Origin of the sequence: Coleofasciculus sp. A1-SPW-01 (assembly GCF_040217205.1) — a bacterium.
In the GTDB taxonomy this organism is placed as follows: domain Bacteria; phylum Cyanobacteriota; class Cyanobacteriia; order Cyanobacteriales; family Coleofasciculaceae; genus Coleofasciculus; species Coleofasciculus chthonoplastes_A.
Map to the genome: position 1 here is coordinate 23,535 of NZ_JAVJNP010000185.1, position 21,355 is coordinate 44,889.

Consider the following 21,355-nt stretch of genomic DNA (forward strand, 5'->3'; position numbering starts at 1 on the left):
AGCGAGAATAAAGTCCCTAAACCCGCCCCTACACCTTTAATTAATAAAATGGAATCTGTTTTTGATAAGACGTAGAAGGGCGGGTTTTGAATAAATCTTGATCATCAATGGCGAGAAGAAAGTCCCTAAACCCGCCCCTACACCTTTAATTAATACAAATGACAAATGACAAATGATGAATGACGAATTACTCACTTAATTACCAATCACAAACAACGCCCGATAAACAGGTTGTTTACAGGCTATTGTGTAGGTTTCTCGTTCGGTGGGAACAGGTAGAGGATTCGTGGCTAACCACTCGGTTCCTTGACGTTGAAAGGCTGGATTCTCGGTAAAGCGATCGCACATTTCTTGGGCTACGGCTTCAACGTCAGACTGGATAAAAACTTTGCCGCCTTTGACCAAGTATTTTGCCAACGTATTGACCAATTCCGGTTTGACGACACGGCGTTTAGCATGTCGTTTTTTGAACCATGGATCAGGAAATTGAATGGTTACGCGCTTTAATAGTCCCTGGGGCAAAGAGGCTAAAATTGGCGCTAATGAGTTATCGACATTGCAAAATATGAAATGAAGATTATCTAATCCTAACTCCGCTACCAATTCTTGGGCTTTCTCAACTAAAGGTTCTCGAATTTCTAATCCGAGAAAATTCCAATTGGGTTGTTGTGTTGCCATTTCTAACAAAAACTCGCCCTTAGCACTACCTATATCTAGATGTAGCGGTTGCATGGGTTGATGATATACCTTGTCCCACGGGGGAGGCGTTACTGGAGTCAGGTATTTTTTACTCAAGGGATTGACATGTTGGCGCACACGAACTTTTGGCAATGGTATCACCTCCTTCTTTTGTCAGGTATTAGGTTTTGCTATTCTATCAAGAAATCAGTGATTGGTTGAGTTTTGTCAATAGTCCTCAAAACTTTACAAATGACATAAGACGAATGATGATATTAACCAATCGGAAGTTCAATGATAAACTCAGCGCCTTTTCCAGGTTGAGACACACAACGTAATTGTCCGCTGTGTTTTTCCACGACAATCTCATGACTAATCGATAACCCTAACCCCGTTCCCTTGCCAAAAGGTTTAGTGGTGAAAAAGGCGTGGAATAGCTTTTCTTGTATCTCTTCAGGGATACCAGGACCATTATCAGAAATACGGATTTCTACTCGCTGGTTATCAATCCCTTTGGTACGAATCCAGATGGTGGGAGGCGCGGGGGTTGTATCACTCTCGGAAATTGTTTCGGAATTTTGCTTTCTAAATTCTGCTTCTTCTAAAGCATCAATTGCATTCGCCAGAATATTCATAAACACTTGGCTCAGGCGTCCAGGATAGCATTCAATGGGCGATAACTTTCCATATTCTTTAATCACTTGAATGCCTAAATGTTTCCCGGTGGGTTTGATCCGATGTTGCAAGAGAACCAGCGTACTCTCTAGCCCCTCGTGCAAATCAACCATCATCATTTCGCCTGCGTCGAGGCGAGATATATTCCGCAAGCTTTTAATGATTTGGCAAATGCGTTCGATGCCCAATTCCATCGACTTAAAGGTTTTGGGTAAATCTTTTACCAGAAAATCTGTGTCAATTTTTTGAGATTTATCTTGAATTTCGGTAACTGGATTCGGATAATGTTGAGCGTAGAGTTGCAGCAGTTTCAGTAAGTCTCGACTATATTCACCCGCACAGCTTAAATTACCATGAATCGAAGTAATGGGATTATTAATTTCATGGGCAACTCCGGCTAACATTTGTCCCAGACTGGACATTTTTTCACTTTGAACTAGCATGGCTTGGGCTTGTTGCCAATTGTTGAGGGCTTGGGCGAGTTGATTTGTTCGTTCTTCCACTCGTTGTTCCAATTCCTGGGTCAATGTTTGTAAGGCGGCTTCTGCTTTACCCCGTTGTTCAACTTCCTCAACTAATCGGGTATTCTGTTCTTCTAGGGTTTTGGTTAAGGTTCGCAGTTTCAAATGCACCTTGACTCGTGCTAATACCTCTTCCTGCTGAAAGGGTTTAGTGATATAGTCTACAGCCCCTAAATTTAACCCCTTAACTTTATCAATGGTATCGGTCAAAGCTGTCATAAAAATGATCGGAATCTCGTGAGTGTCAGGATTGGATTTCAGACGTCGGCAGGTTTCAAATCCGTCAATTCCTGGCATCATCACATCTAACAGAATTAAGGTCGGTGGATCATAAGCAATTTGCTCAAGCGCGGTTTCTCCATCAAGAGCAACGGCAATTTCAAATCCAGCGCTGGTCAGGGTTTCTGAGAGTATTTCTAGATTGTTGGGACTATCGTCAATAATTAAAATAATCGTTTTATTTAACTTGTCTATCATTGCCTTGTTGCGTTGTTCTATCCGGTTCAAGGTAGTAGAGTTGGACTTAAGCATGGCTATAATTTCTAGGGGGTAGCGATATGTTAATTGCGTTTAGTGAATGCACCGATTTTCCTCAATAAAATCTCGTATTTTTTTAAGCTGGAAGCCTTTAGCAAGCTGGCGGATATATTGAGCAAATGGGGCAAACTTATGATCAGAACTCTCGATACTATCAATTTTTTCGAGCAAAAGTTTAATCCGACCTTTCATGGCTAAATCCCAGAGGATGTCTAGTTCCTCTTCCGGAAAAATAATTGCTTCGGGTTTGCCCAGTTTTTGTTGCTCGTATGGTGTTACCTTAACCGCCGCTGACTGACTACCATTCCCTGATGCGGGTTCGTAAATCCAGGTCAGTCCCAAATGGTGTTGTAACGTCTGGAGTAGCTCATCAATTTGAACGGGTTTAGCCAGAAAATCATTACCCCCAGCTACCAAACTGTGATGCCGATCCATCTCAAACACACTGGCTGACGATACTACAATTAGCATATTTTTTAGGGTTTTGGACTGGCGAATGTGTCGCATCATCTCAAAGCCGTCCATAATCGGCATGATCAAGTCGGTAATGATTAGATCTGGCGTAGCTGTCATGGCGATATCTAATCCTTCTTTACCATTATTCGCCTCAATCACCTCAAATCCTAAAGGTTCGAGCAAATTGATGATGACTGAACGATTTTCCCAGCGATCATCGACAACGAGGATTGTGTGTGATTTGCCCTGATAGCCAATAATTCTACCCTGAGTGGGGGTAGTAATTTTTTGCATCCATTCTTGGGCTTCGGGTAAGTCTAGATCTACGGTAAATACACTTCCCTTACCGACTTCACTGTGGACTTGAATGGTACTACCCATGAGTTGTACAATCTTAGTGCTAATCGCTAAACCTAGTCCAGTTCCTTCCGCCTGACGTTTGCGATCGCTCACTTGTTCAAAGGGTAAAAAGATGCGTTGCAATTGTTGGGGACTCATCCCTACCCCGGTATCTTCGATTTGAAACCGGATTTGGTGATGGGGAGGGGTTGAGGTTTCTTGGGGATGAGAGACGCCTTCTGGCTTGTCTCCATTGTGTCCCCCGATACTGTGATTGTCTTGGTTATCTGCATAGCCGACTTTAAAGGTAACGCCGCCAGTATCGGTAAATTTAATCGCATTGCTGAGGAGATTAATTAGAACTTGTCGCAGTCGCTTTTCGTCTACGTGGATACCAGCAGGAAGGGATGATGTGGGTTGATAGATAAAGGAAATGCCTTTTGCATCCGCCCGAATCCGGCAAATTTCGACAACACCCCGCAGGAATGAGGGAAAATGAATATCACTGCCATGGAGTTCCATCTTCCGGGCTTCAATTTTCGCTAAATCGAGAATATCATTAATCAGCATCAGCAAATGAGAACCGCATTGATGGATGATGCGAACACCATCCAATTCGCGATCGCTCATCGTTTTTGATCGTTGCAGAATTTGGGCATAGCCTAACACTCCATTCAGTGGCGTTCGCAGTTCATGACTCATATTTGCCAGAAACTCACTTTTGGCGTTATTTGCCGTATCCGCGTCTTCTTTCGCCGTTTTTAGTTCCGCTGTACGTTGTTCTACCCGCAATTCCAGTTCAGCTTTGGCATCTTCCAAGGCGGTAAAGGATTCCTGCAACTGCTGCGCCATTTGGTTAAAGGATTTAGATAAAATCCGCAGTTCATAAATCCCTTCGACTTTGACTCGTTGATCAAGTTCCCCACTCGCGATCGCACAAGATGCCATACTCAGTCGTAAAATGGGTTGACTAATCCAACGCGAGGTAAATAATCCCAAAAGGGTGGCAAGAATCAACGCCGCTACACATAGCCGAATGGTTGTGCGCGTGTTGGCGTGGATACGTGCCATAAATTCCTCTTCGGGCACCACGACAACAATCAACCAATTGAGTCCTTGATCGTCTTGAAAGGAGAGAACTTGGACAAATTGCTTCTTTTTCTCTAATGTAAAATCTAACTGGTATTCTCCTTGGATAGTCTCAAAGCTACCAAATTTCCCAACTAAAAAGTCAGCCGTCGCCTTAATTAGTGGGTTATCACTGGTAATCGAGTCATTCCGTTCTGATTTCGCCTGATGATCAGTAGAGACAAATGTCTCTTCACTCATCGATGTAGCCACTAAGGTTCCCTTTCCCTTCGGTTCTAAAATAAACGTCTGTCCAAAGTCACCAATTTCCAAGTTTTCCAGGAAGTCCCCAATATGAGACAGAGACAGAATTGTACTGGTGACCCCCAGCAAGGTATCATCCTGATACAGGGGCAGACTTGCCGCGATCGCTAATGTATCTTCATTTTCATAGCGAAAAACCTCACTCCAGGTTGCCTCACCTGCTTTTACCGCCTTTTCGTACCAGGGTCGAGTTCGGTGATCATCGTAGGCAGGAGTTTCTAATAACTTTATCCGATTTCCTTGCTGATTCGCGGCATAAATATATTTAGTATAATTCACTGATTCATGAATTTGAAAATTATCCCCCTCTTGTCGCACCACTTCCAGATATTTACCATCTTCTGTACCGATGGCTGTAGCGCTAACCGGAAAAACTTGCATCTGATGCCAGACGGTTTTCTCACAATCCAGCAAATTGTCTAATTTTAATTGATTCAGACAGGTTTCATTGGCATTGAGTTGATTAAAGGCATGGGGGATTTGCAAATAACTATCGAGTTTCTGTTCAATTCGGGCAGCGATTTCATGGCGTAAATCACTGGCAAGTTCATGAACTGCTTGTTCACCATTGCGTAAGGAAAGCCAACCCGTCAATCCCACGGCTGCCGTAATTTGCAGCAGGAAAGGAATGACAAGGACAAGGCGCAAACGCATTTTTAGAGAGGGTTTTGCTAAAAAACTGGGTAACATCCGTCAGTGTTAGTCTACGAGTAATGAGTGGATTGACGACTCAGATGCTACCCTAATCTATTAAGAAATTTATTCAAAATTTGATAATACTACTGTATAACCTTTCAGTCTGCCAGATCCCCGACTTCTCTGCCAGATCCCCGACTTCTTAAAGAAGTCGGGGATCTCCTTTGAATCAATCAACTCCTTCAATTGGGGCAAACCCCTGACGTTGAATATTTTCGGTAATCGTGCGCGGTTCTAAGAATTGGAGTAAATAATCGGGTCCTCCCGCCTTAGACCCTACCCCTGATAGTTTAAACCCACCAAAGGGTTGGCGCGAAACAATCGCCCCGGTAATCGTGCGGTTAATATAGAGATTGCCAACTTCAAACTCGGTAGATGCTTGGTCAATATGGGAGGGGGTGCGGGAATATAATCCTCCCGTCAGCGCATATTTAGTTCCATTTGCCACAGCCAGGGCGTCTGGAAAATCTTTAACCCGAATCACCGCTACCACAGGACCAAAGATTTCCGCTTGGGCAATTTTGGCATCGGGTGAAACGTTGGTAAAAATCGTGGGACTGACAAAATAACCCGTTTCGGGGACTTCACATTCCACCGCAATTTCTGCCTCTTGTCGCCCTTTTTCAATATAGTCCTGAATCCGATTTCTGGCAGTCGCATCAATTACTGGACCAACTTGGGTACTGGGTAATTCCGCCGCCCCAATATTGAGCGATCGCGTGGCTTCAATTAATCGTTCGATAAAGGTATTATAGATAGGGTCGAGAACGATTACCCGTGAACAGGCGGAACATTTTTGACCACTATACCCAAATGCCGACTTCACCACGCCCGCCACGGCTTGATCTAAATCCGCACTTTCATCCACAATAATCCCATTCTTACCCCCCATCTCAGCAATTACCCGTTTCAGGTGCGTTTGACTGGGTTGAACGATTGCAGCATCGGCGTAAATCCGACATCCCACTTCCTGAGAACCCGTGAAGGCGATTAAATGGGTATCTGGATGTTTCACCATATACGCCCCCACCTGGGAACCTTTACCAGGGACATATTGAAACACTCCCTTCGGAATTCCGGCTTCGACTAAAATTTCTGCCAGTTTCGCCGCAATCACGGATGAGGTTTCAGCAGGTTTGAGGAGGGTACAATTTCCCGCGACTAACGCCGCTACCGTCATTCCCGTCGCAATCGCCAAGGGGAAATTCCAGGGCGAAATCACCACCGCAATTCCTCTGGGTTGGTAGACATAGCGATTGGTTTCCCCAGCCACATCATAGATATAGCCGCCCTCTAGCCGTTCCATTTCTGATGCATAGTAACGGCAAAAGTCGATGGCTTCGGAGACTTCTCCATCGGCTTCCCGTAAGGCTTTGCCGACTTCTAAGCATATCCAAGCCGAAAGTTCTTCCCGACGCCCTTCCATTAATTCCGCCGCTTGACGCAAAATATCCGCCCGTTGTTTAACCGGGGTGCGACGCCATCCGGGAAAGGCGGCTTTGGCGGCGTTTAAGGCTGTTTCGGCTTGTTCAATTGAGAGTAACCCAACTTTACCGATAATTTCACTGGGATTCGAGGGATTAACGGAATCAACGGTTTCGGTGGTGGGTTGATAGTCGCCATTAATGAACGGATAGTAGGTTTTCCCTAGTTGTTGGCGCACCTGTTGTAAGGCGGTTTGGGCTTTTTCTCTGGCGTCGGCTTGGGCGTAATCGGTATCCGGGGCGTTGGCGAATGGTAGAGACGCGCCATGGCGCGTCTCTACAGGTTCCTCGGTAACCACAGGCGGGGCGATTAATTCCTCAACCGGGCGTTCTTCTAAACTTTGGCGCAGGAAGGAACTATTGGCGGTATTTTCTAGTAAGCGACGAATCAGATATGCCATTCCGGGTAAGAGTTCTCCATAAGGTGCATAAACCCGCACCCGATGTCCCCGTTTTACTAAGGCTTTGGCGAGTTGATCCCCCATTCCGTAGAGAACTTGCATCTCGAAGCGGCGACGGGGAATATTCAACTGTTCCGCAATCGCGATGGCTTTGGCTTGCGATCGCACGTTATGTGATCCGATGGCAGCATAGAGATACTGGTGATTTTCTAGCAATAGCTGAGTCATCGCCTCGAAATTGGCATCGGTGGCGCTTTTTTGGTTATATACGGGTTGTTGCCAATGGTTTTGTAAGGATTTAATCGTTTCCTGATCCCAATATGCCCCTTTAACCAGACGCACGGTTAGGGGATTGCCCCGTTCTTTTGCCCAGGTGATAATATCGTTTAAATCCCCTTTACTATCGCGTAGATAGGCTTGTAGGGTAATGCCTAAATCCGTGCGATCGCGGAATTCGTTTTCCATCAACAATTCTTTGAGAATGCCCAGAGTCATGTCCTTATAGACATACTGTTCCATATCAAAATGAACCGCCGCCCCCAATTCCTTAGCACGACGTAACAGAATCCGGATGCGATCGCACACTCGTTTTTTGCTACCTTCTGGATCTAGGGGGTCAAATTGGGAATAAAATGCGGTTAACTTGACCGAGACTTGAACTCGTGGTAAATCTTCCCCATCAGCCTGGTCAATTTGCGGCATCGTTGACCAACTTTTCGCCTCCTGAGTCAACTGTTCCATCAAATCCAGATAGCGTTCCAGATAAGACTGGGCTTCGGTTTCGGTAATCACGGCTTCCCCGAGTAAATCTAGGGTAAATGCCATCTTATCCTTCCGCAGGCGTTCAATTGTCTTCATTACCTGCTTAATTGTTGCCCCAGCGATATACTTATTCGCTAGGGTTTCCACCGCCGTGGATACTGTTGACGCCGCCAACTGTCCCGGCATGGAGTCAGGATTCGCAAAATTGAGTAAATTTTTCAGGGCGGCGGGAAGTTCCACCGACTCATCCCCTAAATAGTCTTGTAAATGACGGGCAATCTCAGTTTTACTCTGGAGGGCGGGTAAGGCATCAATGAAGCGAAAAAGCTGTACTCGCAAACCCGGATTACTCATCGCCCAAGCTAGGAGTTTATCATCCCAGCGCATCTGATCACGCATTTGGGCAAAAAAGGAGCGTTTTTGCCGCGTGGCGTCGAGGAGGTGTTTGGCGATTTCGGTGGTTTGGGTTTCGTAGATGCTATTGGCGACTTGTACAACCACGGGCGGGTAGACTCCTAATTCTGGGCTAAGGCATTTATCTCGAACTCTTTATTATATCCCGCTAGAGCCAATCGTGCAGGTTGGTTGCCGTATCGGGATTCGGGGGACTTCCCCACGTAGGGGCTTGGTTCCCAAGCCCTTTCCGGCGCATCAAGTTTCACTCCCTGATAGGCATTCAGGGGAATTCCGAGCTCGTAAACTGTAATGAGTGCTTCCGTCAGAATTGTTTCAATCCCTGATAGGGATTCAGGGGAATTCCGAGCGGTACGGTGGGGATATCTCCCCATTTACGAGAAGTTTCAATCCCTGATAGGGATTCAGGGGAATTCCGAGAAACAGAATCAGCAGCTTTCACAAAAACAGTACCGTTTCAATCCCTGATAGGGATTCAGGGGAATTCCGAGGATTTAATTCGCGCTTGTTTGATTAGCGTTAATCTGTTTCAATCCCTGATAGGGATTCAGGTGAATTCCGAGCAAGCAGACCTCTGGAGAGCCAACCTTCAGGGAGCAGTTTCAATCCCTGATAGGGATTCAGGGGAATTCCGAGAGCGGTCATCTGGAAGCCTGACAGTATGTAGTTTTCATGGTGCAGTTGCGCGGCTGATAAAAATAATAGCATTTCAGGGGTATGGTTTGGCAAGAGGCAAAAATAAAAATCGCCAAACATCAGTCCCAGTAAGCCTTTCAGGAATTGCGCGGCTGAAATTTGGGCAGAGTCACCTTCAACCGCTTATTTAGAGGGAGATTCAGCCATTTTTCCGAACCGCCGGAAAAAAAACACCGACCCATCCGCGCTATCAGCCCAAAATCTCGTGTTATCCCGAAGGGGTTCACCGCCGATGAGCTCAACCTTTCCTGGGCAACAGCCACAGCGGAAATCAAAGGCAATACTATCCTAATCAGAAAGTCACGCTCCTTAAGTCTGGTGGGCAATGCCCACCCTACGGCATATCCAAAGTTTGAGCGATCGCGCCATGCCAATTTTCAGTGCCATCCATCCTAATCTAGCTTACTCACCGGATGCAGACCCCAGACGCGATCGTAAACTGGCATACCAACTATCACTCAAACTGCACTCAAACACCTATACTCCATCCACCACCCCATACCCACCACTTTGCCTGAGAACCAAAGCTTCAAGTAATTGTACTCAACTCATTACAAGAAACCGTAGGGGCGCATGGCGTGCGCCCATGATATTCACCCATAATATTGCAGGATACACCCCAAAAATTGAGTTAAGGGCGACCCGATCAAATTGAGTGAATAATATTGTCAATTGGTGCAAGCGGGTCGCCCCTACATTAAAATTAATCGCCAGGACAGGATAAAGGCAACGTAAACTCAAAGGTTGATCCTTCATTTAGCTGTTCGGCATTTAAACCTTAATATCAATTAATGGCACCATCCTTGCCGTAGTGCGAGCATCTTGCTCGCTACATCAAGCATCTTGCTCGCTACTAATACACAATTTAAATGCATTACAGCTTACCGCCATCAGAGACATTTACAGGTGCAGGACTTTACCTCCTGTACTACACAGGTAATTTTCCACCCTATACTGCGATCGCGCAAGCGAACAGCCATAACCTTTCCACACCAATTTATGCGGGGAAAGCGGTTCCGAGTGGTTGGCGACATTTTATATCACAAGTCATCTGATTAAGCTTTTCCGTGATGACTTTAAAAACGGCAAAATCCGCAATATTCCTTTTCCCTGCTGCACGTCTTGCTTGGCTAATTTTTGAGGTTGTGCTGTTAGTGTAAAGCCAGTCAATTTACGGTGCAACTTGCCTGTTTTGAGATATTATAAATTATTTCGGTCAACCCATTGAATTCAGTGATTCAATTACGATTACTTGTACAAAACCGCCTCTTTCAATGTTGAGATGCGCTCAAGTACGCTGTTGATTTCCTCTTGGGTAAGTCCATACTCATCCAGTGACTCACCCAAGTGCTTGGCAATTGCATCAAAATGTTCCGGTTGTAAGTCTAATCCAGCGTGGGCTTTTTCCATTGAGCGTCCAGTGTATTGATTGGGACCCCCCAACGCATGGGAAACAAAAGCGGTTTGATGACGCCGTTGCTTTTCCATATCGGTGTTAGCAAAAAAGTGACTGACGGTATCATCTGCTAACACACGTTGGTAAAAATCATCTACAATTTGAGCAACAACTGGCTGTCCGCCTAGCTTCTCGTATAAGGTTAGGTTTGGTGGTGTATGCATATTCGTTTCTAAAACTTAGCAATTTCTATTAACTATTCTATCTCGGTATTGAAGAGGTTACGTCTCTCTTGAGTACAGCAATAGCGGAGTAACCTCTCTACCGTAAGTTGGATTAAAAAAACTTGATTATATTGTTTTTCTATAAAAAATAAAAATTTTAAATTAACGATAGACATGACATATAGCGTCTCTAAAATATGGAAAAAAAAGCTTTTCTTAAGACTGTCTTAGGTAGAATGCCACTGAATTAAAGCTGGTGGGTTGAGCGAAGTCGAAACCCACCCTACGGTATACAGATCTTTGCGCTGTAATAAAGTACAGTAGATCAAAGTCCCCCTTCAGATCCCCCTTCCGTCCCCCTTAAAAAGGGGGAGACCAAAGGATGCTTCGCGTTTTGTTCAGCTTAACACTTTATCCATTGGCTGAGTTTTGATGAGGAAGAACTAACTCGGAATCCGAATTATCAGATTGAGAATTACCCGTTGTATCCGTTGGTAAAGGAGAATTACGGAACAGCAAAGTATAGATATCAGTCGGCATCTCAATATCTGCCGCTTGCAGTGCTTCTTTTATACGTTGACAGACTTGAGATGTCATCGTCAAAAACCCTAATCGCCGCGAATCCACCCAAAACCGCACTTCCAGATTCACCGTACTCGCCGCTAATTCCATTACCAAAATTTCTGGAGGCGGTTCTTTTTCTATTCCAGAAAGTGAAGTGAGAGCATTTTGAATCACTTGTTTTGCCTGAGTAATATCGGCATCATAGTCAATACCAACTGTGACCGAACTACGACGGCGCGGCGAAGCCGTATTATTAATAATACTGGCAGAGAATACTTCCTGATTCGGAATATAAACTAACCGCCCATCATAGGTTCTCATCGTCGTTGCCCGGAGGTTAATCTGCGTAATCGTCCCCTCATAATCACTAATTACCACCTGATCATTAATACCAAAGGGTCGAGCCGCAAGTAAAATTACCCCAGAGATATAATTACTCAAGACATCTTTAAGACTGAAACCAATCGCCACACTGGTGAGTCCTAATGCCCCTAATAACGCCCCAAAATTTAAACCCAAAACACCTAGAGTAATGATTGAACCCAGTACCCAGACGCCACCATAACCCAAGCGTCCAATCAGAATTTCCGTACTGCGATCGCCTTCTGTCCGTTGCGCCCAACTAAAGCCAATAAATCGCACTCCTTTCGCCACTCCCCAGGTAATCCCAACCATAACCATCGCCCCTAATAAAGAAGGGAGATTTGTTATAATATCCCGTAAAAGTTGCCGCACTGTTCCATAGAGACGCTGTCCCACATCAATCGCTAAGGGCGGTTTTTTTATTGCCAGATTCAATTGTTCTGCCCATCTCTCGGCTAAAGCTTCCACAGACAAACCAAAATCTTGGGCATCTTGCTGAGTAACCGTCATTAATACTCGGTTATTCAATCGCAACGTTGCCACTTGACGAGGGTCATCCGGTTTAACAGTTACCTGTCCTAAAGTTTCTGATTGTGCCAAAAGACTGTTAACCCGCCGATTAATAATTTTTGCCCGTTCTCTTGCGCCCAAATCCGCCAAGCTACCCATTTGGAATACAGGTCTACCTCTAACTAAAATATCGGCAAAATAGACTTCACTATCGGGATTACTTCTCAGGGAGGAATTCGCATCAGCGGGAATAGGAACCATCTCGTCTTGGGCGACACTCCGGTGAGGACTAGCTAGGAAAAGAAATCCAGTAGCAAATACGACAAGGCTTAATCGACGTGAACCGTTAGGTAGGATTTTCATCAGGTCAGTTTTCAGCGTTTTGAACAGATTTAGCCAAAACAGATTACCGGAAATTTGGGTCTAAAGCATCCCCTTTTAGGGGGACATTTAAAAATGTTTTGACGGAACGACCAACAAAATGTATACTAACAGTATAAACACACATAAAAAGCGGAGTTGGTAAGCGCGGATTATCTCTTGTATCCGGAACCCTGGTAGCTCCAAATCCTAAATCTTGTAAAGTGAGAGACGTTAGAGCGAGAATTCGATAAATCTCGATACATAATACCGTGGGACACACGGGAATTCAAGCTTGAGGAGTGAGCTGAAAGGCTCAAGTTATGCTCTGTAAGACCAATGGCAGATTATCTCATTCGTGAGACGAAAAACCGGAGGCAAGATCAGCCCAAGAATCACCGCTCCTTTAGGACGGTGAGTGTCAATTCTAGCTACGGACAGGTGATACCAAACATTATCCCCGTTATACCAAATCCGGGTTAACTACCCCTTTTAGATTAAATCGCAAAAACCCTGTAGAGACGTTGCATGCAACGTCTCTACAATCTGGACATAAAAGGGTTATGTATGACGGATTCGGTATTATAGCAACCGCCATAGCGGTTAGGACACATCATTTATGTAGAGACGCGCCATGGCGCGTCTCTACAATGGTGCCGAAAGTCCTAATCGATGTGTCTACTGCTATATAACCCAGTCCGCGCAGGCGGACGAAAGTTTGTGTAGCAGCGATTTCAATCGCCTCGTGAACATTCAATTGCGATGCCAACGAGTCACACCACCCGATTGATCAATCAGCGTAATCCCTTGGGCTTTGAGTTCATCCCGAATGCGATCGCTCATTTCAAAATCCTTCCGTTTCCGCGCCGAACTACGTTGCTGAATCAGCGCTTCAATTTCTGCATCACTTAACCCACTTGTCGATTCCTGACTAATTTCCTCCCCTTGCGCCTCAAGTCCAAACACCTGCGCCAATTCTACTAAGGTATGCCATTGTGCTTCTAATTCCTGGGGCGATGTCCGGGTTTTCCCTTCATGTACCAAAATATTCCCCTCACGTCCCAAGTCTTTTGCCAGTTCAAATAATACAGCTAACCCTTCAGCAAAATTGAAATCATCATCAACAGCAGCTTGAAAGCGTTCTAAAACAGCAGTTTGCCGTTTATCTGAGTCTTGCCACCCTAGTTGTTCACCATACTGATCCCCAAACAGCAATCCCTCCTTCAACGTATGCCACCCATTCGTCGCTGCCGCCAACGCCTCATCGGTAAAATCTAAGGGTTTGCGATACTGTGCCTGGAGGACAAACAACCGTACTGCCATCGGATCAGTCGCGCGATCGAGTAAATCCCGAATCGTGATAAAATTCCCCAGGGATTTCGACATCTTCTCCCCATTCACAATCACCATACCCGTATGTAACCAGTAACGCGCCAAGGGTTGACCCGTCACCGCTTCTGATTGGGCAATTTCATTCTCGTGGTGGGGAAACACCAAATCTGATCCACCCGCATGAATATCCACCGTGTCCCCCAAATTGTCCCGAATCATCGCAGAACACTCAATATGCCATCCAGGGCGTCCCGCCCCCCAAGGCGATTCCCAGGCGGGTTCTCCCGGCTTAGAACCCTTCCACAGGGCAAAATCAAAAGCGTCTTTTTTCTTGCCTGCCTCAGCATCCGCTACCTCAACTCGCCCACTCGCCCCCGCTTGTAAATCCTCTAACTTTCGTCCCGACAACTTGCCATACTCACCAAAACGACGCACAGCATAGTAAACATCTCCAGCGGCGGGGTAGGCGTAATTTTTTTGTTCTAGGTCATAAATTAGCCGCTTAATCCCATCCAGGCAATGCGTCGCCCGGGGATAGGCATCCGCCTCATCCACATTCAGCCGCGCCATATCCTCAAAATACGCCTGAATGAAGCGTTCCGAGACAGCCTCCATCGAGGTTCCCTCTTGTCGCGCCCGATTCAGGATTTTATCGTCGATATCGGTAAAATTCTGTACGTAGTTCACATCATAGCCGCGCCATTGTAGATAACGACGGGCAGTATCCCAGATAATGCAGGTTCTAGCATGACCCAAATGGCAATAGTCATAAGCGGTGATGCCGCAGCAATACATCCGCACCTTACCCGCCTCTATCGGGGAAAACGGTTCTTTGCGACGAGTCAGTGTATTGTACAGGGTTAGGGTCATGGCAAAAGAACAGTAAACTCAGTTGGGAACAGATACGCAATAATGGGAAAGGATTGGCATATCCAGCGTACAGCTTGATGTCTTATTGAATCACACCTGTACGTTATCTTCCTATATTCTGACGTTTAAAGACAGTTCAACATAGCGCCTTATGCAATCAGTCACAACTCAGTCTGTATCCGACCCAACCCTGGACGCTCCGAAACATGGCTTACCTGTCACGATTATTACCGGATTTCTCGGCAGTGGCAAAACGACGCTGCTTAATCATATCTTGAGCAACCAAGAAGGTGTCAAGACTGCCGTTTTAGTCAATGAGTTTGGCGAAATCGGCATTGATAATGAACTCATTGTTACCACCGGGGATGACATGGTGGAACTGAGTAATGGTTGTATTTGCTGCACCATTAATGAAGATTTAGTCAATGCCGTCTACAAGGTACTCGAACGGGATGACAAGGTGGATTATCTGGTGGTGGAAACCACTGGATTAGCCGATCCCCTACCCGTCGCCCTCACGTTTCTAGGAACCGAACTGCGAGACATGACGCGCCTCGATTCCATCGTTACCGTGGTAGACTGTGAGAATTTCAGTTTGGATCTATTCAATAGCGAAGCGGCATATAGCCAAATTGCTTACGGTGATATTATTCTGCTGAATAAAATCGATTTAGTTGATGAAGGTGATGTAGACGCCTTAGAGGTAAGAATTCGCGAAATTAAAGACGGGGCGAGGATTATTCGCACCACTCAATCCCAAGTGCCATTACCGCTGATTTTAAGTGTAGGATTGTTTGAGTCAGATCAGTATTTTGATGAGTCATCGGATCATGACCATGAACATCACGATCATGAGCATCACCATGACCATGATTGCGATCACGAACATCACGAGCATCACCATCACCATGATCATGATCACTCCCATCACTTAGAAAATGATGGGTTTACCTCGATTTCCTTCCAGAGTGATAAACCCTTCAACATCCGGAAGTTTCAATATTTCCTGGACAATCAACTGACAACGAATATTTTCCGAGCTAAGGGAATTCTCTGGTTTGATGAAAGTCCAAACCGCCACATTTTCCACCTCAGTGGTAAGCGGTTTAATATTGAAGATGATCAGTGGAAAGGGGAAAAGAAAAATCAATTGGTGCTGATTGGTCAGGATTTAGACCATGATAAGTTGTACAAACAACTTGAAAATTGTCTCTGTTTACCCTCGGTAAATCGAGGTAAGGGATTTGGGGCTTGACTACTGCTCAGTTAAGGGGAACTGGGGGGAAGAGTATTTTGACTTTTCATGGGAAGTCTTGAAACCGATTTTGTAGGGGAAATAAGGAAGATAGCTCATCCTCTTAAGCTGTTCGGCATTTAAACCTTAATGTCAAGAATGGCAAAATCCCTGTAGTGCGTTAAGCGAAGCCATGCCGCAGGCTTTGCATCTTGCTCGCTGCTAATACCAAATTTAAATGCATGACAGCTTATACCATTAACATAAGCCCCTGTTAATTAGGGTTTGCTGCATAAAGCCGAAACCATTAGCTATCAAGGCTTTGAGTGGCATTGATCATTGCTATTGTTCAAGGAAAAAAGGTCAAACCCTTTCATATCCTTGCACCACTATCAGGGAAAATGTACCATTGCTCCCCCAGCTCCCAGACGTTCCACCGGAACGTCTCTACAACCCCAGCTCCCTCTGCTCCCCCTCACCACAACACTTGATTTAAGGACATTCCGGATGCCGTCCCCCATGATTACAGATATATTGCAACTGATTGGTATCTAAATTTTTCGCCCGGGCAAAATTCACTCCCTGTACTCGCGCCCCCGACGCGGCGGATGGAGGTTGGGTGATAAACTGATCTGATTTAACAGGCACGGCTGTGGCAAACATAGCGCCTAGGAAATCCGTTCCTGTCAAATTCGCCCCGCGTAAATCTACCTCACTCAAATTTGTATTCTGTAGCTTGGCATTTTGCAATTGAGCCTGACTCAAATTTGCTTTAACCAATTTCGTCGAACTCAAATCCGCATCCTGTAACTTCGCATGACTGAAATTGGCTCCCGATAAATCCGCCCCTTGCCAATTGGATTGGGTCAAATCCGCAAAGCTAAAATCTCCGCCAACGGCACTTACTTGACCGAGACTTCCCCCATGTAAATTCACTAGAGACGCCTTTACCTCGCCTAAATTCGCCCCGGTCAAGCTAGCATTTTCTAATACGGCTCGCGTTAAATCAGCACCAATCAGTTGAGCGCTGCTGAAGTTCGCGCCAATGAGATAGCTATCAGCTAAATTTGCCCGATTCAGAATTGCCCGGATCAAATTTGTGCGAGCCATCAAAACATTGTTTAAATTTGCCCCCGTTAAATCAGCTTCCTTAAGTTCAGCCCCACTTAAATCGGCAATCCAATCATCAAATGTACCCCAGCGTTGATCCGCACCCGCCCCATAAAAACGGCTGTTTTGGAAACTGCCCCCAGTTAAGATGGCGGAACGGAAATTAAGTCCGGCTAGGTCGAGGTTATCCAAAACTAAGGTAAATTGAACTGAACGGGTGTCCATTTGACTCAAGTCAGTGCGACTCAAATCTGCGTCGTGCAGTTCACTACTGTAGATGGTGAGAATTTTCGCGATCGCGCGATTGGTTGCCCGTTGTCGCAAGGCGACTAACTGCTGCTCTCCTGGCGTTCCCCGACGGGCTAATGTGTCTCGGTCATTTTGTAGCGCCTGATTCAACCGTTGCAGGGGAGGTAGGGCTTCACCACCTTTACTCACCAACGCTTGCTGCAGGGTATCAATCAGACTTGGTGTGTTTTCCTGTCCCAATAAATCCACCAGAAACGGCACAGCACGGGGATCATCCAGCCTTGCTAGCGCCAGAATTGCACCTTGTCGTTCTTCTAAGGCGGTGGCGGAGGTAGAACTCAACTGCTTAACCAGCGCTAGAAAGACTTCGTTATTCTGTTGATTAACTTCTCGCCAATTTGCCTGACGTTGAATATACACCTGAGTCCCGACAAAAGTCCCCAAAACCGATGCCATTCCTGTAAACGAGAGAATTAGCAAGGTTGCGCCAGGATGACGGCGCATCCACCCCCATAGATGGGGGGCTTGTCGAGATGAGGATTGGGAGGTGAGGACGATGGTGGTTACGGAGGGATGATTCGGCTGATCATGGATTGATGTTTCGCTACGTTGATGCCAGCCGTTGTCAAATTCTAGGGTAACGGAGTGATCTCGACCTGTCTGCCAGCCGTTGAATGAGCCGGATGCCAATCCCTGAGACGCATTCACCACATAAGTACCTGCCATGCGATCGTGAAAGGCGCGGCGTCGTGAGTGAATCCAGCCACTGCCATGTTCGATGAGTAGCATGACTCCCGCCAATCCTAATAAGATGCCAAAGTCGGGAAAGGCGCCCGTATACCGCCACAGCAAATAGGCTGTACCTAGAGGAAGTCCCCAGCGCCCAACTGCCTCACGCCAAACTGCCCGGATTAATCCCGGTGGTGTTCCCATTGGTGTCACCACTCGCAGCTTTAACCACTGTTTGGGGGTGGTTTGCCCTGTTTTCCCCAATTGATAAAGTTGCCAACTAACTATGGTGATAGGCATAACAATTGCCCCACACCAGAACAAATTCGTCAGGGGTGCAACCTGGCGATTTAATCGCGCTCGTGGATATGCCAGGGTTTTCGCGATCGCCTCTTCCGTTGCTGCGACGACAGGGTTGATAGGAACGGGTTCAGCCGGGGAATGGTCTTTGGCATACTCGCCGATACTGTACGGAATGACCGCACTTGCCGTCACTAACGACACTTCCAGAACCACGGCTGCCAACCGCCGGGTCATCATCGGCAATGCCCGATTAAGTCGCAGTGAAAATGATCGACTAACCGCTTGATTATGGACTTGTTTTATGGTAGGGCTAGTCATGTTCAATTCTCACGCGACGCGGATAAAGGGTGGGCAACTATTGGGGAGACTTAGGGGTAATGAAAAATTTATACACTACATAGAGGATTATTCCCAATAGGGCAAGGCTAATTAACGAGGTAATCAGTTGGAAAACAGTCTTCAAGAGGGATAAACTCAAGCTGCCGCCGACAATCACCACAATAACTTTACCAACGGTAGGCAGGCTGTTAAACCAAGCACTGATTTGATTGAACCGTTTCTTCATCGGATAGGTGTTATAGAAGGGCGGTTGAAAGGGATTGCCCACGGGCGTGAATTGGTCGTCGTCTCGATTCGGTTCCATCTGCCAAGAGAATTAAGTTGTAGAAATCAGGTTATATGTTTTGATTTTATCGGTTTGAGCAAGGTTTCGGGCAATTCTTAGGGGTTATAGCGCTACGCGGCTAGGGGAGCTGGGGGAGCTGGGGGAGCTGGGGAAGCTGGGGAAGCTAGGGGAGATGAGGGAGTTCACTCAAAACTCGAGGTGTTCCCTGTTCCCTGTGACACACCGAGCGAAGTCGAGGTGTTCCCTATTCCCTATTCCCTGACAAATGACGAATGACGAGTGACAAATAACAAACAGGAACAGAGTCAGTTTCGGCGGGTCTATTAATGTACGACGATAAGTTTCAGAAAGACTCAAACAATAGTGGAGCCTCAGAGAATGAAACGACTGAAAAAGTGGATGATTGTGCCAACCACCTTAGCGATGCTGCTAGCGAACGCAGGTTTGCTCCATAGTCAGACTGTGCAAAGGTTAGCGCCAGGATTTAATGCCCTAGAACTCCAAGGCACTTCCGCTCAAGGGAACAATTGCCAAGTGGGTAATATCCAACCGCAGTATACGATCACCTTGGAACAAGACTTCGGTTCGTTGAACTTCAGCCTCCAAAGCGCTGGTCAAGCGGCTTTGATCATTGAACCATTGAATTCAACAGGTGAACCCGTGGCAAGTGGTAGACAATGTGTGTTAGCCACTGCGCCAGGGCAAACCGTTGAAGCACCGGGATATTGGGAAGAAGGCACTTACAAGATCTATATTGTCGATAGCACTGGAGGGCAAAGTTATACCCTCTCCATTAGTCAGTAGGTGGGACAAATGAAAGTTAACGGCTACTGAGCGTCAATTTGGGAATGCTTTTCGTAAAATACTCGCTTCCCGAAAAGAAGCAAGCTACGTCTTATGTCAGGGTTTGAGGGACTTTACAGAAACTAATATTGTTGAGTGTATTTCCACTAACCTACTGAGTCGCCATGGCTTGAACCCGCTAAGCCTTATATCTGACAATGGACTTAATCCTCAAGCTGCTTTACTGAAACCTCTACGGCGTCTACATCAATCGTACCCGGCGGCGTCAAGCGGTTAAACTGACCCTGTTCGACTTTCAACAATTCGCCACAGTTGGGACAGCGACATTCGGTACGATTAAACCCAGTAAACTCGTAGGCACAGACGGGACATTTATCCTCAACCAGGTTGCGCTGTAACCACCAGCGAAAGCCAATCCAGCCAATGACTGGTGCGAGGATGACTAACCCAATCAGAATTAAGAATCCGTTGACCAGCCAGCCCAAGCCAACTGTTCCCAGTAAGAGAAAGGTGGCTAATAGGGTGAGCCAACAGCCCACGCCTGATAGGTTAAACTGAGCAAGTTTAGGATCGTACTGGTTCACGGTACTTGTTGGAAACTGACTATCTCCATCCTAGTTCACATCCGCTCTAACCTGAGAGGGGAAAAGCTACACCCTACCAACAACGGTTTAACTGCTGATCATTTCCGCTGATGCAGATTGTCCTAAACGGGGTTCAGTACCGACAAGTAGGCGCTGAATATTGGCTCGATGGCGTAATATAACGTATAGTCCCGCCACAATCCCAAATAGCTGATAGGGCAATGGTTGAGCTAAGACTATCATCAAAACAGCCACCGCGATCGCCGCCGCAATCGAACCCAGAGAAACAATCCGCGAGATACTGACGACCCCAATAAAGATTATCAATACACTCAGCGCGACGAACCAAGACATAGCGAATAAGACGCCTAACCCTGTAGCGGCTGATTTTCCTCCCGTAAAGTTAATCCAAATGGATTTACTGTGACCCAACATAGCCGCCAAAGCGACAACAGCCACCAACCAAGGTTTCCAGGTATCTGGTATCACCGATGTTCCCGTTAGGGCAAAGAAGCCATGTACCAACGCAACAGCACCCACTCCTTTCGCCGCATCAACCAGTAAAACGACTAAAGCTGGACCTTTTCCCAGGTTTCTCAAAACATTGGTCGCCCCCGTTGATCCCGAACCGATTTCCCGAATATCAATTCCTTTAACCAGACGTCCTGCCAAATATCCAGTTGGAATTGAGCCAAGTAAGTAAGCACTGATCAGCAGTAGCCCAATCCAACTCAACTCACGCATCATTGTTTTAAACCCTCCACAATTAAAAAGCTAGGGGAGATAGTTACTTTATTTATTGGAACATCTCCCCTAGCCGATTTTATATGGGAGCGTGTGACACGGGTAAGGGTATGGCAGGAAAATCGTAACATTCGTTACCTATATCTCCCTCTTATGACCGAAGGATAAACTACCCAGACCTGCTAAGAGCTGAGGTCTGGGTTTTTAGTAGCCCGCTCAGTCATCAAACAAGCTAAGCTGAACATACTTAATAGTTCGGCTTAGCTTGCACGATAACCCCGTGCCTCCAGGCTGGTTTATAGA

Annotated in this window: 15 protein-coding genes; 3 read left to right on the top strand and 12 right to left on the bottom strand. The window is 46.2% G+C overall.

What is annotated here, in order from left to right; translation table 11 throughout:
- Positions 1–195: 195 nt before the first annotated feature.
- The 5 genes from trmB to RH949_RS27275 all read right to left on the bottom strand — a co-directional run bounded on the left by trmB (position 196) and on the right by RH949_RS27275 (position 8,729).
- Positions 196–831: a tRNA (guanosine(46)-N7)-methyltransferase TrmB gene (gene trmB / locus RH949_RS27255; RefSeq protein WP_446357563.1), complete on the bottom strand. Its 636-nt coding sequence runs from the start codon at positions 829–831 to the stop codon at positions 196–198.
- A gap of 122 nt (positions 832–953) precedes the next feature.
- On the bottom strand, positions 954–2,405 hold the full coding sequence (locus tag RH949_RS27260; RefSeq protein ID WP_446357565.1) for a hybrid sensor histidine kinase/response regulator: 1,452 nt from the start codon (positions 2,403–2,405) through the stop codon (positions 954–956).
- A gap of 39 nt (positions 2,406–2,444) precedes the next feature.
- Positions 2,445–5,288 carry an ATP-binding protein gene (locus tag RH949_RS27265; protein ID WP_006099946.1) on the bottom strand — a complete coding sequence of 948 codons (2,844 nt, stop codon included), beginning with the start codon at positions 5,286–5,288 and terminating at the stop codon, positions 2,445–2,447.
- A gap of 175 nt (positions 5,289–5,463) precedes the next feature.
- Positions 5,464–8,442, bottom strand: coding sequence for an L-glutamate gamma-semialdehyde dehydrogenase (gene pruA, locus RH949_RS27270; RefSeq protein ID WP_446357568.1), 2,979 nt, complete (start codon positions 8,440–8,442; stop codon positions 5,464–5,466).
- Positions 8,443–8,456: 14 nt separating this feature from the next.
- Positions 8,457–8,729, bottom strand: a complete 273-nt coding sequence (locus tag RH949_RS27275) for a hypothetical protein (protein ID WP_446357570.1) — start codon at positions 8,727–8,729, stop codon at positions 8,457–8,459.
- Positions 8,730–9,920: 1,191 nt separating this feature from the next.
- Between RH949_RS27275 and RH949_RS27280 the strand changes: the two genes are divergently transcribed.
- Positions 9,921–10,106 (top strand): Eco29kI family restriction endonuclease, encoded by a 186-nt coding sequence (locus RH949_RS27280; RefSeq protein ID WP_006099796.1) that lies wholly within the window; start codon positions 9,921–9,923, stop codon positions 10,104–10,106.
- A gap of 193 nt (positions 10,107–10,299) precedes the next feature.
- On the opposite strand, the gene RH949_RS27285 is transcribed toward RH949_RS27280, so the two are convergent.
- The 3 genes from RH949_RS27285 to cysS form a co-directional block, all read right to left on the bottom strand.
- Positions 10,300–10,671, bottom strand: a complete 372-nt coding sequence (locus tag RH949_RS27285; RefSeq protein ID WP_006099886.1) for a group I truncated hemoglobin — start codon at positions 10,669–10,671, stop codon at positions 10,300–10,302.
- Between the two features lie 411 nt (positions 10,672–11,082).
- Entirely contained in the window at positions 11,083–12,471 is a 1,389-nt protein-coding gene (locus RH949_RS27290) for a mechanosensitive ion channel family protein (protein ID WP_446357573.1), read from the bottom strand.
- 750 nt (positions 12,472–13,221) lie between these two features.
- Positions 13,222–14,670, bottom strand: a complete 1,449-nt coding sequence (cysS, locus tag RH949_RS27295) for a cysteine--tRNA ligase (protein ID WP_446357575.1) — start codon at positions 14,668–14,670, stop codon at positions 13,222–13,224.
- Between the two features lie 151 nt (positions 14,671–14,821).
- On the opposite strand from cysS, the gene RH949_RS27300 reads away from it, so the two are divergent.
- Positions 14,822–15,925, top strand: a complete 1,104-nt coding sequence (locus RH949_RS27300; RefSeq protein WP_446357577.1) for a CobW family GTP-binding protein — start codon at positions 14,822–14,824, stop codon at positions 15,923–15,925.
- A gap of 471 nt (positions 15,926–16,396) precedes the next feature.
- On the opposite strand, the gene RH949_RS27305 is transcribed toward RH949_RS27300, so the two are convergent.
- Both RH949_RS27305 and RH949_RS27310 read right to left on the bottom strand, forming a co-directional pair.
- Positions 16,397–18,613 (bottom strand): pentapeptide repeat-containing protein, encoded by a 2,217-nt coding sequence (locus tag RH949_RS27305; RefSeq protein ID WP_446357579.1) that lies wholly within the window; start codon positions 18,611–18,613, stop codon positions 16,397–16,399.
- A 37-nt stretch (positions 18,614–18,650) separates the two neighbouring features.
- Complete coding sequence (locus RH949_RS27310) at positions 18,651–18,938, bottom strand: hypothetical protein (protein WP_006099721.1); 288 nt, start codon at positions 18,936–18,938, stop codon at positions 18,651–18,653.
- 360 nt (positions 18,939–19,298) lie between these two features.
- Here RH949_RS27310 and RH949_RS27315 point away from each other — a divergent pair, with 360 nt between their 5' ends.
- Complete coding sequence (locus RH949_RS27315; protein ID WP_446357582.1) at positions 19,299–19,724, top strand: hypothetical protein; 426 nt, start codon at positions 19,299–19,301, stop codon at positions 19,722–19,724.
- Between the two features lie 203 nt (positions 19,725–19,927).
- Here the strand turns inward: RH949_RS27315 and RH949_RS27320 are convergent, their stop codons facing one another.
- Both RH949_RS27320 and plsY read right to left on the bottom strand, forming a co-directional pair.
- On the bottom strand, positions 19,928–20,308 hold the full coding sequence (locus tag RH949_RS27320) for a hypothetical protein (RefSeq protein ID WP_044205897.1): 381 nt from the start codon (positions 20,306–20,308) through the stop codon (positions 19,928–19,930).
- An 87-nt stretch (positions 20,309–20,395) separates the two neighbouring features.
- Positions 20,396–21,055 (bottom strand): glycerol-3-phosphate 1-O-acyltransferase PlsY, encoded by a 660-nt coding sequence (plsY, locus tag RH949_RS27325; protein ID WP_446357584.1) that lies wholly within the window; start codon positions 21,053–21,055, stop codon positions 20,396–20,398.
- Between the last annotated feature and the right edge of the window lie 300 nt (positions 21,056–21,355).

What these genes read in the sequence shown, in the direction of transcription:
- RH949_RS27260 (WP_446357565.1), bottom strand. Translation starts at nt 2,405, where the DNA reads ATGCTTAAGTCCAACTCTACTACCTTGAACCGGATAGAACAACGCAAC.
- RH949_RS27265 (WP_006099946.1), bottom strand. Translation starts at nt 5,288, where the DNA reads ATGTTACCCAGTTTTTTAGCAAAACCCTCTCTAAAAATGCGTTTGCGC.
- RH949_RS27275 (WP_446357570.1), bottom strand. Translation starts at nt 8,729, where the DNA reads ATGGGGAGATATCCCCACCGTACCGCTCGGAATTCCCCTGAATCCCTA.
- RH949_RS27280 (WP_006099796.1), top strand. Translation starts at nt 9,921, where the DNA reads ATGCATTACAGCTTACCGCCATCAGAGACATTTACAGGTGCAGGACTT.
- RH949_RS27285 (WP_006099886.1), bottom strand. Translation starts at nt 10,671, where the DNA reads ATGCATACACCACCAAACCTAACCTTATACGAGAAGCTAGGCGGACAG.
- RH949_RS27290 (WP_446357573.1), bottom strand. Translation starts at nt 12,471, where the DNA reads ATGAAAATCCTACCTAACGGTTCACGTCGATTAAGCCTTGTCGTATTT.
- cysS (WP_446357575.1), bottom strand. Translation starts at nt 14,670, where the DNA reads ATGACCCTAACCCTGTACAATACACTGACTCGTCGCAAAGAACCGTTT.
- RH949_RS27300 (WP_446357577.1), top strand. Translation starts at nt 14,822, where the DNA reads ATGCAATCAGTCACAACTCAGTCTGTATCCGACCCAACCCTGGACGCT.
- RH949_RS27305 (WP_446357579.1), bottom strand. Translation starts at nt 18,613, where the DNA reads ATGACTAGCCCTACCATAAAACAAGTCCATAATCAAGCGGTTAGTCGA.
- RH949_RS27310 (WP_006099721.1), bottom strand. Translation starts at nt 18,938, where the DNA reads ATGGAACCGAATCGAGACGACGACCAATTCACGCCCGTGGGCAATCCC.
- RH949_RS27315 (WP_446357582.1), top strand. Translation starts at nt 19,299, where the DNA reads ATGAAACGACTGAAAAAGTGGATGATTGTGCCAACCACCTTAGCGATG.
- plsY (WP_446357584.1), bottom strand. Translation starts at nt 21,055, where the DNA reads ATGATGCGTGAGTTGAGTTGGATTGGGCTACTGCTGATCAGTGCTTAC.